Below are 14,697 nucleotides of genomic sequence, written 5' to 3'. Positions count from 1 at the left end.
TCCCCCTATCTAATCTCAAAATCATATTCACCAGGATGTACTAAAATCATTGGCATATATGACGGTGCAATAGTTTGAGTACATTTAATATGATGTTTACCTGTTTTTAATCCGCCTTGTTTCATTACAGTAACTGTAGCAAATTGCCCAAATAACCAACGATTATCTATAACTGTACGCATTTCTTCTAAAGTAAAGGTTTCACCATTTACAGCAAAACGAATATCTTCTCTTTGATATGCTTCTCCATCAACCTCAACTTCAATATTTCTTATAATAGAAAGTGTAACTCCACGATAATATTGGATTCTCATATCAAATTGGAATCCTACTATTTCATCATTCACTACAGTATTTTTAAATCCATCTGGATTATACATATGCTTTGCAAACATTTCCTTTACTCCCTTCATTTTTTATCTAATAACTATATACTTTAAAATTATCAATTATCAATGATCAGTACTCGATTGTCAATGATCATTGATAATTGACAATTGAATATTAAGTTCAGTTTTGAATCTTTAAGATTTGAACAATTCTTTTTTCAATATATATAGCTTAATTTTCAATTTTGAAATTATAGATACCAATCATATTTTTCATTGTCTGCACTTTATAAATATTAATCTTTTTATTATCAAATATTATATGGCTTTATATAATATTTTAATTCCATAAATATATGTCACTTACACAATTGATATAATTGGCATCTACTAATAAGTTGAATTAAAATATACCTTATTTAATTAATTCATCAAAATTCTTATATTTTTCTAACATTTTAGGTAAAGTCTCTTGGTTTGCTTGTAATTTTGGAACACAAACTTTTATCATACCTTGGATTTCATCATAATGTTCTTGTAATCCAATCTTAGTTCCTCTTGCACGATTTTGTTGCTCTTTACTAAATTCAACCTTTACTTTATCTCCCTCTATAGATAAATGACCTTCTATTCCACAGATTGGACATTCAACTGTTGTAGTTTTATTTACAGTAATTAAATTACAATGGCAAACTGGACAAGTCCCCTCTTCTCCAAACCATTCAACTTCTTCATATGGCTTTCCAACCGCTTCAGCAACTCTCTTTCCTAATTCTCCAACCCTGTTCATTAAATCTTGATCTAAAACAGGATTTGCAGTTCTTCCCATATCATAAGCATCAATTTGTCCAACAACTTTCATCATTAATGAAAATCCAAATATATTCATTGTTGGAAGTCCTAATGAAACCCAGTTTTGTGTACTAGCTCCACCTACAGAAATATATCCTACATATCTATCTTTAAATGCTCTTTCATCTAATAATTCTGTACCTGCTGCAATACGCTTATTTTGTTCTGCTACAAGCGCGGCTCTGTCATGAGCTGGTCCAAAACGATCAATAAAATTCTTTAGTTGCCCTGATGGTGCAATTGCAAATACTGGTGCAGCTAATATTACTGCATCCGCATCTAAAACAGCTTGTTCTAATATTTCATAATCATCTTTTATAATACATTTAATTTGTTTACCATTATTTCTTCCTGCACTACAAGCATCACAGCCTTTGCAGTGTTGAATATTCATATTAACAGCATTTATAAATTGTACATCCGCACCTGCTTCTTTTGCTTTATAAAGAGCCTCCTTAACTAATATTTCACCACATCTCATTTTTCTTCCAAAAGATATTCCTAATACTTTCATTTCAATCTCCTTTTCTTGATTATCTTCTAATCAAAATCATATTTTATATTTAAATAATATTAATTTAATTATTTACTAATTTGTTTTATAGGCATTCATTCAAACAATGAATGCCCATACTAAATCATATATTTTTACTTTTAAATTTACTCACTCGCATTGATCGCTGAGAAATATATTTAACAAAATATTTGCTTTTGTATAACTTACTTAACCCAAGCTCCATTGGTACCTAATACATATCCATCAACTGTTGTATTAGCAAGCATTGCTCCTGATGCATTACAGTAGTACCAAGTTCCATTGTCATTGATCCAGCCTGTTTGCATTGCTCCTGATGCATTTAAGTAATACCAAGTATTACTCACATTTTTCCATCCAGTTGCCATAACACCTGTAGTTGGATCTAAATAATACCAAACAGTCCCATCTTGTTTCCAGCCTTTAGCTGCTGTTCCATCTGTATTAACAAAAGTCCATGTTCCATCTACTGCTTTTGTCCATCCCGTTTTTGCAGCTTCTGTAGTTTTTGTATCAGTTGTTGTTTTATCTCCAGATGAAGCTTTGTTTGATATTACTGAATAAACGTTATTACTATTGCTTGCTTCATCGCTCCATACTAATATATTATTTTTATCACTAGCCTTTATCTTGCTCATTGCTCCATCTACTTTATAGATCTTCTCAAAACTCTCTTTTCCATCCCAATCCTTAATATATCCATTACTTAAGCAATATAAATCTCCTCCACCTATTGCCCATGCATCTTTATTTTCTATATCTGTTGAATCACTATCACTTAAATCTACGTAGCTATAGCCATTTTTATTTTTTAAAGTAACAGTTTGTCCATATAATTTATTATTACCGTTGTCTACATAAGCACTTGTTATGCATTTTGCACTTGTTGTAAATAACGGAGTATGATCACCACGTGATGGATCATAAATTCCAAACAATGATTCATATGTTCCATTTTCATCAGTTAAAAAATAAATATTTGTTGACTTAGGATACTTAATTCCATCCACGTCCCCAGAAGCTTGTTCTTTTGATAATTTTTCTAGCACTCTTACTGAACCATCGCCATTAATATTGCCGCTTACTGCCTTATGACCATTTTGTCCACCAAACTTTACTGTACTAGTTACGTCTTGATAACTTCCAACACCTTTTTGTCTCGAATATATTGATAAATCTGCTACTCTAAATATGTCTGCATATCCTTCTGTCAAAACAGCATTCTCCTTTATTGCTGCTTTAAATTCATATGTATTCCCATCAGTACCTTTTAATTCATAAGTGTCTTTTGTGTTTTTAATAGTAACGCTCGCACCTGTTGAGTAAACTTTAAGATCTCCTAAGCTATAGTCCCCATCTATATATTTTCCTTCTGTATCTGCATATATTGTAGATTTTGTTTGTCCATTAAGACTAGCAGTTTTTAGATCATATTGATAATGGCTCCAAGTTCCAAAAGGACCATCGAAAAACACTTCACGAGTTCCTGCACCATATCGTTTTGCTTGAGCTACAGGTATAGCATTAACTGCTGCATCAGTAAATCTTCCATCATTATCATTTTTTATATTTTTTCTTACAGCTGATGCTGCATCATCTATTACATCATCACCTATGCTGTCATCTGTTTTTTTACCAGTTTTATAGTCTAAATAGTAATCTCCATCTTGAAATTCTAGATATTCATTCTTGTAAGTTTTTCCTACACTATCACCTGTTTCAATTCCATCAACCTTAGTATACTTATTATCGGCTACATAATAACCAGCTTCTTCACCATTTATTTCTCCACCAATGTAGAATAATCCATCACCTTTTGCATCACCTTGATAAACCGTGCCTTCTTGAGCATCAATTGTTTTAACATCTGCCGCCATAACTGGAACCATTGATACAACAGATGCAGCAGCAATCAATAAACTTGTAACTTTTGTAAATCTTTTTAACATATTCTTCATTTCCCCTTACTTTATTATTAGTTTATTTATTTTAATATTTTCTTTACATTCAAAAAGCTTTGTAGATATATAATCAAAGTTTTTTAATACTAATAAAGAAAATTAATTAAAAACAGAGGTCAAATATATTATTTTCATCTTCTCTTTTTCCATCTTCCAACGCGAGTAAGCTTATCCGGACCTATAGATTTATTCCCTGAAATTTTTACTATTGCAGAAACTGGACAAATATCTATGCATTTACCACATTTAGTACAGTCAAACTCATCAATCATATGAATATATCCACTTTTTCCTTCAATTGCATCAAATTCACATACCTCCATGCATTCACCGCATCCATCACAAACATCGCCCTTTATAGCAATATTTTGAGAATTCCCACATAAATCAACAGGACATTTTTTTCTTTTAATATGTGATTCATAGTTAGTTTTGAATAATTCCATTGAAGTTTTTACAAATTCAGTTGACTTTTGTCCGTAGCTGCATAAAGTTTCTTCTGATACTTCACTCGCAATTTCTTCTATTAATTCAAGATCTTCAGCTTTACTTTTTCCTTCTGTAGCATCTGAAATCATTTGCTTTAATTGATATAAGCCCTCTCTACAGAAAGTACATTTTCCACATGTACCTTCATACATTTTTGTTATTCCTTGTTTTGCAAAATCTACAATACATTCTTTTTTATTTAGAACAATAATTTCATTAGTACTGCTATTTTCAAAAATAGTTTTTTCTGCTTCAGACTCAGCAAGACACCTTCCACTTTGTCCTCCAAGGACAATTGCTTGAATTTCGTCTGCAAAACCTCCTGAAACTCCCTCAACTATCGCTTGTACATTGGTATTTCCAGGAACTTCTCCAATACCTGGTTTATTAACGGCTCCTGTTACTGAAATAATCCTTGAAGGAATATATTCTTCTTCTACATCAAAATATGCTGCAATAGATGCCATTGTATCAACATGATGTATTAAATCATATTCTTCTACTTGTCTCACATCAATTTTTCCAATAGCAAATTCAACTTCAAAACCATATAATTCTATTTCTTTTATTTTATTTTCTAAAACTTTTTTTAAATTTGCCTTTTCTTCTGGAATATAAAGAATTCCTTTTAAGACGTCTACTGCTCTTCCTGCTATTGCCATGCCCCCTAAAACATTAGCTGGATCATTTTCAAGAAGACATATTGAAACATACGAATTATCTATATTATTAAAGCCAGTAATCAACTTTTTTTCTTCATTATTAGGTGCAGAAATCACTTTTTTCCACTTATCAGCAACACTTTCTGAATACACACCACATTCTTTTAACTGAATCTTCTCAATTCTAGCTATTATTTCTTGTGCTGATAAACTCATTGCTTTATATAATCCTTCAGATTCTAAATTATTTGTATTAAAATTACGCATAAGAATTGGTTTAAATTCATTTATCATAGTTAATCGTTGCCCCTTTCAATAGTAATTCCAGCAAAATCATTCCAAGTTTTAGGCTTTGATATTCCTAGACGCAAATCACATTGTAAGCATCTGCTGCTTTCTTTATTTGCTTGTTCACAGGTAAATCCATTTTCTGCTCTGCTAAAATTATTCTTTCGAGAATTCACATCAACTTCATTAGTAATAATTCTTTCTTCATATCCAAAGCCTGCTTTTTTACCTATACATTTGTTAGGCTCGTCTACATCAATAAGTTGTTCTTCTATATTTCCATCTCCACCCAAAAATTTATCTATGGATTTAGCTGCATCTCTTCCTGAAGCAACAGCTTTTACTACAGAATTAGTGCCATAAATTGCATCTCCTGCAGCAAAAATACCTTTTTTATTAGTTTCTTGCATGTCATTAACAACAATTGTATTTCCTCTACCTAATTCAAAGCCACTACCTTCATTAATTTCTGGCCTTTGTCCTGTTGCAAATATAATTTGATCAGCTTCAAGTGTATGATTTGAACCTTCAACTAAATTTATTGTCAATCTTCTGTTTTCATCAAATGACATCGATTCTACATCTACCAATTCAATCCCTGTAACCTTACCTTCTTCACCTAAAATTTTTGCAAATGATTTAGAATGATGAATAATAATGTCTTCTTCAATGCCTGCTTTTACTTCATCTTTTGAAGCTGGTATATTTTCTTCATTTTCTAAGCATGCCAAATGAACATTTTTTGATCCAAGTCTTACTGCAGTACGTGCACAGTCAAAAGCAACATTTCCACCACCAAGAACTATTACCTTATCACCTATCTTTAAATCTTCATTCAAACTTGCAGCTCTTAAAAAATCCGTATTAACCAATACACCATCTAAATCGTTTCCTTCAATTGGTAAACGTATACCTTTATGTGCTCCAATTGCAGCTAGAACTGCATCATAACCTTCATTTAATAATGATTCAAAGTTTTCTATTCTTTTATTAGTAACAATTTCTACCCCTATTTCTTTAATAAGATTAGCTTCTTCTTCTATTACATCTCTTGGTAGTCGATACTCTGGAATTCCTACTCTTGTCATACCACCAACATAAGGAAGTGCTTCATAAACTGTTACATCATGTCCTTGCTTTTTCAAATAATATGCTGCACTTAATCCCGATGGACCTGCACCAATTATTCCAACCTTTTTCCCTGTAGGAGGAAGCTGTTTTCTATTTTTCTTCCAAAGTTCTTTTTCATCATTTTCTACAGCAAAAAGTTTTAATTCTCTAATAGATATTGGTTCATTTACATTTCCTCTACGACACTCTGCTTCACAGGGATGACTACAAATATGCCCTAGTATTTTAGGTATAGGAAGTTTCTCTCTAATGACCGCTGTTGCTTCTGAATATTTGCCTTCATTTACAAGTCTAATATATGTAGGAATATCAGTTCCAGCTGGACAAGTATTTCTACATGGTACTAACGCTGTTTCTTTATTCTTATTAAGATCAATTAGTTCTTTTTTATCCATTAAAGCTCCTGTAGGACAAATTTCAACGCAGGCCCCACAAAATTTACAATCTGCATCAATAAGTAATTTTTCATGTGGCGAACCAATATAAACTTCGCCATTTTTCTTTTGATAATCTATAGCATTGACTTTACGAACCTTCTGACATACTCTAGCACATCTTCCACATAATACACATCTTGTCATATCATGATCAAATAATAGATTAGAGGTATTTTTAGGAAACGGTTTCACTCTCATCCTCAAACGCTCAGGTCCAACTCCTAAATATTGAATTAAAACTTGTAATTCACATTTTCCATATTTGGGACAAGTAGAGCACTCTTCTGGGTGTGCTGCTAGAATTAATTCCATTGCAAGCTGACGTTTCTTATTAATTTTTTCTCCTTGAGTCTTAATAACCATTCCATCCTCAACCTTTAAAGTGCAGCTTGTAACTATCTCCCCATTATTTTCAACAACACAAAGTCTACATGCACCAAGTTCTGGTAAGTCAGGATGATGACATAAGTGTGGTATGTATATTCCTGATTCTAACGCACAATCCAATACACTTTTGCCTTCTTTAGTTATAATTTCTTTTCCATCAATATTTATCTTAATGTCTTTCAAACTAAATACCTCCATTCATTTTCATTAAATGTCGTTTATTTCATCGTATCGTTTTCATTAATTGCTTTTTATTTTTCATGATATTTCATAATTAAATTATATCATTTTTTCATTAAAAGTCAAACTTTTTACAGAAAATAATGAAACTTTTTTCTTTATTTTCTGTAAAATTGATTTTTCATTCTATTTTTTTTAATTTACTGGCAATGTATTTCCATATCCTTCTAATTTAAATAATCTATTGATTTTATTTTTCATATATACTATAATTTATTACAAATGTTTTACAGAATTATCATATTAAAATTTGCCTATTAATTTATCTAACTATTCTAATATTTCATATAATAATAAATAATTTAATGCTATTTTCTTTAAAGCATTCTAATTCAACCAATGTAAGGAGGTACGTCATGGCTACAGTTATAGATGTTGCAAAAGAAGCAGACGTTTCAGTTGCAACCGTTTCCCGTGTATTAAATAATAGTTTTATGGTAACAGAAGAAAAGCGCGCACGTGTTCTTGCTGCTATCGAAAAGGTTGGCTACAAAGTCAGTACTAAAAATAAAGAATTAAAGCGTAACAATTCAAAGGTTATCTTAGTTATTACCGGTACCCTTCTTGAAGATTTATTTAGTAGTTTTCAAGATACTGCTAGCGAACTTGGATATCATGTTATCTACCATTATTGCGGTAATCAAATTAGTACAGAAAGTGCAAAGGAAGTTGTTAATATACTTAAAAATAATGTCATTGCAGGAATTGTATTGTTAGATATAACAGAAAGTAATAATGACTTTAAACAACTACTTAGTCATTATCCTATAGTTCAGATAGGAAATCCTCTTATAGATACAACTGATAATTATATTGTTTCAGCTGATGATCGCAAAATAGCTTATGATGTAGTTTCTCATCTCATTGAAACTGGTAAAAAAAGAATTGCTATTATTTCTGCTGAAACTGAAGGTAGATTTGTACATTTTGAAAGAGATCGTGAAAGAGGTTACATGGATGCATTAAGAGACAATGACTTACCTTGTGATGACTCCTTGAAATTCCATGTTGACTTTACAATGGATGGCGGAAGTGATGCAACAAAAAAAATTCTTGCTTCAGAAAACAGGCCTGATGCTATTTTCTGTATAAGTGATACTCTAGCGGTAGGATGTATTTACAGATTAAAAAGAGCTGGCATCTCTATTCCAGATGAAATTTCTGTTGCAGGTATTGATAATACTGAAATTACAGAGTTTTTTGATCCTCCAATCACAACTGTTGATCAATCCTTTAAGGAAATCGGCTCAGAAACCATTAAAATGCTAGTCTCGTTAATTAACGGTGAATTATCTAGAGGTAGAAAAATATATATAGAACATCAGCTTATAATAAGAAAATCTACACAAAAAGATAATTAATATATTAAAATTTTGACATATTTACAATAGAAAATAGGAACCATAGAGATTACTTTCACTCTATGGTTCTTCTATATATAACTTTCCTCTAAACTATCTTGTCCAAATGTATTTTCTTTCTTTTCCTTCTAGATAAGCTATAACATCCTGTGCCATAATTTCGCCTGACCAATTATCTACATCTATTGTTAAGCCTGCCATATGAGGAGTACAAACAACATTTTTCATCTTTAATAATGGGTGATTTGCTGGGACAGGTTCTTGCCAGTAAACATCTATCGCTGCTCCTGCAATCACTTTATTTTCTAATGCTTCAATTAATGACTTTTGATCAATTACAGCTGCTCTTGCTGTATTAATTAAAAATGCACTTTTTTTCATTTTGCTAAACCATTCAAAATTAACACTTGCTTTTGTTTCCTCTGTTACTGGTAAATGAATACTCACAAAATCACTAGATGCTAAAAGCTCATCTCTTGATACTGGTTTAACATTATCTTTTTCCATTTTCTCTGATGGGCAATAAGCATCAAAGGCAACTACTTTCATTCCAAAAGCTTGGCAGATTTGTGCAACTTTTGATCCAATTGCACCATATCCAACTATACCAAGGGTCCTTCCATACAGCTCACATCCGATACCATAATCAGTGTATGGATGATTTTCATCTAAAGGTCCCCAAATAACATTTTTTTCATCTGGTACATTATAAATATCTTCTACCGGCTCGCCTAAATGATCCCCCATCAATAACCCTGCAGCACTTGACACCATATTTCTTGATACAGCAATCATTAAACCTATATTAAATTCAGCAACCGCTTGAGCATTTCTACCTGGTGTATAAGATAATTGAATTTCCTCTTCTTTAAGTGTATTGTTATCTACTGTTACAGGTGTTCCTTTTGCAACTCCAATAAATTTCATTCCAGAAGCTATCCATTCCTTTAATGTATCAGCTCCAGCATTTTCATCTCCTAAAACAACAATTTCATAACCTTTACATTCTTCACGAATAATTTCTTCTGTAACATTACCTTTACCATGCTTTAATTCACCAGCAATTGTTACATCACAATACTGTTTAATTTCCTCCATACGCTCATTTGGAATACTTGTACATAAAACTAATTTCTTTTTCATTAACTTTTCCTCCTAACATATACTGTTTATAACAGATTCATATTCTTTTAAGTTACTATTTAAAGCTTTATACATCGAAACATAAAAAGGATAAATTTTTTCATATTTTTTTATCCATTCTTCCTTTGGATGAATCACTTCTTTTATTTTAATCATTTTTTCCATAGTTTCATTTATATCTGGATAAATTCCCACTGCATTTCCTGCAATCAAAACATCCCCAAAAGGTACATCAAGGTTACTATCTAATATTTGAATATCCATATTTAATATTGATGCTTTAATTTCAAGCCAAGTTTTACTTTTAGCTCCACCACCAGCAATTTTAAAACTATTAACTTCTGCTCCAGCTGCTTTCATCTCTTCTAAAACATGTTTCACAGCAAAAGTTGTCCCTTCAAACACGGCCCTTAGCAAATCTTCTTGAGTAGTATTCATTGACATGCCAATAAACATTCCTTTTGCATGAGTATTCCATAATGGAGCTCTTTCCCCTAATAAATATGGAAAATATAGTACTCCATTACTTCCGGCTTCAACTTTAGCTGCCAACTCATTTATGATATCGAATACATTCTTGCCTGTAAAATTAGCTTGTTCAAGATAATTCTTACCAAGTGTGTCCAAAAACCATTTAATGCTAGCACCTGTACAACTAATAGGTGCATCAAATACATATGGTAATCCATTAATAGATGAAACCTTCGAAATAACTGGTCTATCATAAGCACTTTGTCTTGTATGTCCTGCAAAAATCAAAGATGAAGTTCCTGCAATTTCTGCTGCTTGACCCGGTTTAGAAATCCCAATGGCACACATTGATGCAATCCCATCTGTTGTTCCTGCCATAACAGGAATCCCTGGTAATAATCCTGTTTGCTTTGCCGCTTCTTCTGTTACATATCCAATTATTGTATTACTAGCTACTGGTTTTGGAAAAATTTTTTCAAAATCCACACCAATAATATCCCCTAATCTTTTTGACCATTTCTGGCTGTTAACATCATAGCACTGAGATAAAATCGCCTGGTCTATATCTGCACTATAAACCCCTGTAAGCTTATAATTCACGTAAGAACTCGCCTGAAGAAACTTATGTGCATTTTTAAAAATTTCAGGTTCATATTTTTTTAACCACATTAATTTACATGGAAGAAATGATGCATCTGGCTCTCCACCAACAATAGCTTTATATTCATTTCTATCAATTTTGTTAAGTAATTCATTGAATTCCTTTTCTGCTCGCTTATCCATCCATATAATAGCATTTCTTAAAGGTATTCCATTTCTATCTACAGGTAAAATCGTTGGAGTTTGAGAACTAATGCATAATCCTGCAATATTTTCAGCAATGTTTGCTGGCAAATCACTGCAAATTGTGAGCAAAATATTTTTTATTCCATTCCACCAATCATCTGAGTTTTGTTCTGCCCAGATATTGTTTATAAAATGCGTCTTATAAGTTTCAGAATGATTTTTCACTACATTTCCATCTTCGTCAAACAATATTCCTTTTGAATTTGTAGTTCCAAGATCAATTCCTAATAAATATTTCTTCATTAAAATAGTTTCCTCCTCTCTTTTGCTTATGTTTGATTTACATTTAATAACCTATATATTTTATACACCTAAAAATAACAAGTCCAAGGTTACCATATATTATTGGCAAGGAGGTAAATCATTTGGTAGATGAACTTGTTATTTTTCCAACATGCCTTGCTTTTATATCATCATTGCTGAATAATATGCATTATTTATAGCGTGATAAATCTGTCCAACATTTTTACAATCACCAATTATATAATATTCATCCACTAAGTCACATAATTCATCAACTTTATCATATGGTGCTCTAAAACCAAGTGCACAAACTATACTATCTGCTTCAATAATAAATTCTTCACCATTTCGTGTGCATAATACACCTGAAGGTACTATTTCCTTTACCATTGTATTTCTATATATAGTAGCTGATTTTTCAACTTCTACCATTAAACCACCTCTATAGAATGAATTCACATCTTCAGCAACATCATTTTTCATTTCAATAATTGAACATTCTTTTCCATCATGTTTAAAAGAAACTGCCGCTTCACTTCCAACTAATCCGCCTCCTAAAATCACAACCTTTTCCCCTAATTTATCGTGATTTAGTTCTGCATCAATAGCCATAATAACTTTTGGAGAATCTATTCCTTTGATTGGTGGTACAAGTTCTTTTGAACCTATTGCAACAATTAGCGCATCGGGAGCAAATTCTTTAACATATTCTTTTGTAACTTCTGTATTAAGAATTACTCTTACTCCAGCATCTTCTACTCTCTTAATCAAGATATTACAAAAATCTATAATATCCTTTTTAAAATATGCCGCACCAGCTGGATAAAGGTTTCCACCTAATTTATCAGACTTCTCAATTAAAGTTACATCATGTCCTCTTTCTGCCACTGTAATTGCTGCTTGCATTCCAGCTGGGCCACCACCTGCTATCAAGACTTTTTTCTTATTAAATGCTGTCTTATCTCTTAATTTTTCAGGAAATTGCTGCCCCATAGTTGGATTAACTGAACATTTTACTGTTTCACTCTTGCTAGTCTCACCAAAACATTCATAACAACGTAAACAAGGAGTTATATCCTCAGTTCTTCCTTCAAATGCCTTTTTAGGTAAATACGGATCTGCCAATAAAGCTCTACCAATTTCCACAAAATCTGATTGTCCTGTAGCTATGATTTCTTCCATATGAGCTGGATCATTTAGACTTCCAACACATGCAACTGGTGTTTTTACATGTTTTTTTATCTCAGCTGCAAGATATACATTAACTCCTCTTGGAAAGAAAGATGATGGATGCGTTCTGCAAAACATTGCAGGATCTTCATGATTTCCGCAGGAAATGTTAAATAAATTAATTTTATTTTCAACCATTTTCGCTACTTCAATACAATCATCAAGATTAAGTCCAACCTCAGTCATATCATCTCCAGAAAGACGAAGTTCAATTGGAAAATGTGGACCTACAGCTTCACGCACAGCATCTAACGCCATGATCAGAAATCTAGCGCGATTTTCCAATGGACCTCCAAACTCATCTGTCCTTTGATTCATAACAGGAGATAAAAACTGTGAGAACAGCCATCCATGTGCTGCATGAACTTGAACCATATCAAAACCACAATCTTTACATAATCTTGCTGCTTTTCCGTAGGACTCAACTATTTCTAGAATTAACTCCTTAGGCATTTCAAAAACTTCACCTTCTGGTGTAATTTCATGACTAGAACCATAAGCAACAGTACAACAATCCATATCCCCACCAACACTAGCAAGTCCTCCGTATTTACCACCATGTGATAATTGAATATTGGCATATGCACCAGCATTGTGAATTGCTCTTGTACATTCTGCAAGCCCTTGTTTTACACCAAAAGAATCTAACTGTAATTGCTTATTATGAGACTTTCCAGTTGCTGAATGAACAATTGCTTCTCCGTATGTAACAACACTTGCACCACCTAAGGCTTTTTCTTCTAAGTAGGCTATCATTTCTTTTGTAAAATGACCTTCTGTTGTAATCATACTAGGACTTGTAGGTGCTGCTATTATGCGGTTTTTCATTCTTATATTTCCAATTCGAAGTGGAGAAAATAGGTGTGGATATTTTGCTCCCTTTCTACAACACGGATTTTCTTTTTCCATAAATTTTCCTCCTCAAGTAATAGAACACTACTATAATGCTTTCTTTAAAATTTCTAATACTTGTTGTTTAGTAATATTCTGTCTAGGATTAAAATTTAATACTGGTTCTTTTATTACATCTTCCGCAAGCATGTCAAAATCTTTTTCTTTAATTCCTTGTTCTGATAATGTTTTTATACCAAGAGTTTTTATTAGCCTTTTTAATTCATTTGATATCAAATACTTATCTTTTTCAATTTCTCCTGATATTGAAAGTCCAATAGCCTTTGCAAGTTCCACCATTTTTTCAGGGCAACTTTCTGCATTAAACTCCATAACATATGGAAGCACCGATGCATTTGCCATACCATGAGCAAGATGAAAATGTGCACTTAACGTATGTGCAATTCCATGAACTAGTCCTAAATTAGCATTAGAAAAACCAAAACCTGTAACGATACAACCTAACATCATTTGTTCTCTTGCTTCCATATCAGTTCCATCAGCAACTACTTTAGGTAAATTATTGTACAGAATTTCTAATCCTTTTAAGGAATTATATTCAGTAAGAGGTGTTGCCATATTTGAAATATAACTTTCAACTGCATGAGTAATTGCATCCATACCTGTTGCTGCAGTTACTGATGCTGGCATAGTTTTTGTAAATTCCGGATCAATGATAACATTATTTGGTGTAAGTTTATTATCAATAATAACGTATTTGCACACTGCCACTGTATCAGTTAATGCAACTACATTTGTAATTTCACTTGAAGTACCAGCTGTTGTAGGTATTGCAATTAGTGGTAGTACATCATTTTTTACATTTCCAATTCCACCATATTGTCCAATTGGCCCTGGATTTGTCATTAATATATTCACTGCTTTTGTAAGATCAATACTACTTCCTCCCCCAACTGCAATAAACAATTCTATTTTTTCATTTAATGCAAGTTTAGCAGCTTCTTCCACTAATTCATTAGTTGGATTTGGAAGTACCTTATCAAAAATCACAACATTTACATCAACTTCTTTTAGTGTTTCCAGTACTTGATCTGCAATTCCTGCCATTTTAACACCATTATCATAAACGATCATTACATTTTCTGCACCATATTGCTTTAACATAGCAGGTAGTTCTTTTACAGAATCCTTACCAAACATAATATTGCTACTCACGAAAAAGTTACTTACCATTAATTTT

Annotated in this window: 10 protein-coding genes; 1 reads left to right on the top strand and 9 read right to left on the bottom strand. The window is 32.2% G+C overall.

Annotation, left to right across the window (positions count from 1 at the left end):
* Positions 1-5: 5 nt before the first annotated feature.
* The 5 genes from L3B98_RS05135 to L3B98_RS05115 all read right to left on the bottom strand — a co-directional run bounded on the left by L3B98_RS05135 (position 6) and on the right by L3B98_RS05115 (position 7,254).
* Complete coding sequence (locus tag L3B98_RS05135) at positions 6-413, bottom strand: DUF6379 domain-containing protein (protein ID WP_238915855.1); 408 nt, start codon at positions 411-413, stop codon at positions 6-8.
* Positions 414-744: 331 nt separating this feature from the next.
* Positions 745-1,695 carry a flavodoxin family protein gene (locus L3B98_RS05130; RefSeq protein ID WP_238915854.1) on the bottom strand — a complete coding sequence of 317 codons (951 nt, stop codon included), beginning with the start codon at positions 1,693-1,695 and terminating at the stop codon, positions 745-747.
* 206 nt (positions 1,696-1,901) lie between these two features.
* A complete protein-coding gene (locus L3B98_RS05125; protein ID WP_238915853.1) occupies positions 1,902-3,665 on the bottom strand; it encodes an N-acetylmuramoyl-L-alanine amidase family protein in 1,764 nt (587 codons plus the stop codon).
* A 143-nt stretch (positions 3,666-3,808) separates the two neighbouring features.
* Complete coding sequence (locus L3B98_RS05120) at positions 3,809-5,122, bottom strand: NADH-ubiquinone oxidoreductase-F iron-sulfur binding region domain-containing protein (protein WP_238915852.1); 1,314 nt, start codon at positions 5,120-5,122, stop codon at positions 3,809-3,811.
* Positions 5,123-5,124: 2 nt separating this feature from the next.
* The gene (locus L3B98_RS05115; RefSeq protein WP_238915851.1) at positions 5,125-7,254 is read right to left on the bottom strand and encodes an FAD-dependent oxidoreductase; all 2,130 of its coding nucleotides are present in this window, start codon (positions 7,252-7,254) and stop codon (positions 5,125-5,127) included.
* Between the two features lie 413 nt (positions 7,255-7,667).
* Between L3B98_RS05115 and L3B98_RS05110 the strand changes: the two genes are divergently transcribed.
* Positions 7,668-8,672, top strand: coding sequence for a LacI family DNA-binding transcriptional regulator (locus L3B98_RS05110; RefSeq protein WP_077365930.1), 1,005 nt, complete (start codon positions 7,668-7,670; stop codon positions 8,670-8,672).
* Between the two features lie 93 nt (positions 8,673-8,765).
* On the opposite strand, the gene L3B98_RS05105 is transcribed toward L3B98_RS05110, so the two are convergent.
* From L3B98_RS05105 to L3B98_RS05090, 4 genes are all read right to left on the bottom strand, one after another.
* On the bottom strand, positions 8,766-9,815 hold the full coding sequence (locus L3B98_RS05105) for a 2-hydroxyacid dehydrogenase (protein ID WP_238915850.1): 1,050 nt from the start codon (positions 9,813-9,815) through the stop codon (positions 8,766-8,768).
* A 12-nt stretch (positions 9,816-9,827) separates the two neighbouring features.
* Positions 9,828-11,375 (bottom strand): FGGY family carbohydrate kinase, encoded by a 1,548-nt coding sequence (locus L3B98_RS05100; protein WP_015394821.1) that lies wholly within the window; start codon positions 11,373-11,375, stop codon positions 9,828-9,830.
* Positions 11,376-11,537: 162 nt separating this feature from the next.
* The gene (locus tag L3B98_RS05095) at positions 11,538-13,514 is read right to left on the bottom strand and encodes an FAD-dependent oxidoreductase (protein WP_238915849.1); all 1,977 of its coding nucleotides are present in this window, start codon (positions 13,512-13,514) and stop codon (positions 11,538-11,540) included.
* A gap of 30 nt (positions 13,515-13,544) precedes the next feature.
* Positions 13,545-14,690 (bottom strand): iron-containing alcohol dehydrogenase, encoded by a 1,146-nt coding sequence (locus L3B98_RS05090; RefSeq protein WP_238915848.1) that lies wholly within the window; start codon positions 14,688-14,690, stop codon positions 13,545-13,547.
* Between the last annotated feature and the right edge of the window lie 7 nt (positions 14,691-14,697).

Source organism: Clostridium sp. YIM B02555 (assembly GCF_022320955.1).
GTDB lineage: Bacteria > Bacillota > Clostridia > Clostridiales > Clostridiaceae > Clostridium > Clostridium saccharoperbutylacetonicum.
The sequence above is the reverse complement of the archived record's forward strand: the minus strand, read 5'-3'. Positions and strand labels throughout refer to the sequence as shown.

Excerpts from the sequence above, each read along its gene's own strand:
- L3B98_RS05135 (WP_238915855.1), bottom strand. The coding sequence starts at position 413 with ATGAAGGGAGTAAAGGAAATGTTTGCAAAGCATATGTATAATCCAGAT.
- L3B98_RS05130 (WP_238915854.1), bottom strand. The coding sequence starts at position 1,695 with ATGAAAGTATTAGGAATATCTTTTGGAAGAAAAATGAGATGTGGTGAA.
- L3B98_RS05125 (WP_238915853.1), bottom strand. The coding sequence starts at position 3,665 with ATGTTAAAAAGATTTACAAAAGTTACAAGTTTATTGATTGCTGCTGCA.
- L3B98_RS05120 (WP_238915852.1), bottom strand. The coding sequence starts at position 5,122 with ATGATAAATGAATTTAAACCAATTCTTATGCGTAATTTTAATACAAAT.
- L3B98_RS05110 (WP_077365930.1), top strand. The coding sequence starts at position 7,668 with ATGGCTACAGTTATAGATGTTGCAAAAGAAGCAGACGTTTCAGTTGCA.
- L3B98_RS05105 (WP_238915850.1), bottom strand. The coding sequence starts at position 9,815 with ATGAAAAAGAAATTAGTTTTATGTACAAGTATTCCAAATGAGCGTATG.
- L3B98_RS05100 (WP_015394821.1), bottom strand. The coding sequence starts at position 11,375 with ATGAAGAAATATTTATTAGGAATTGATCTTGGAACTACAAATTCAAAA.
- L3B98_RS05095 (WP_238915849.1), bottom strand. The coding sequence starts at position 13,514 with ATGGAAAAAGAAAATCCGTGTTGTAGAAAGGGAGCAAAATATCCACAC.
- L3B98_RS05090 (WP_238915848.1), bottom strand. The coding sequence starts at position 14,690 with ATGGTAAGTAACTTTTTCGTGAGTAGCAATATTATGTTTGGTAAGGAT.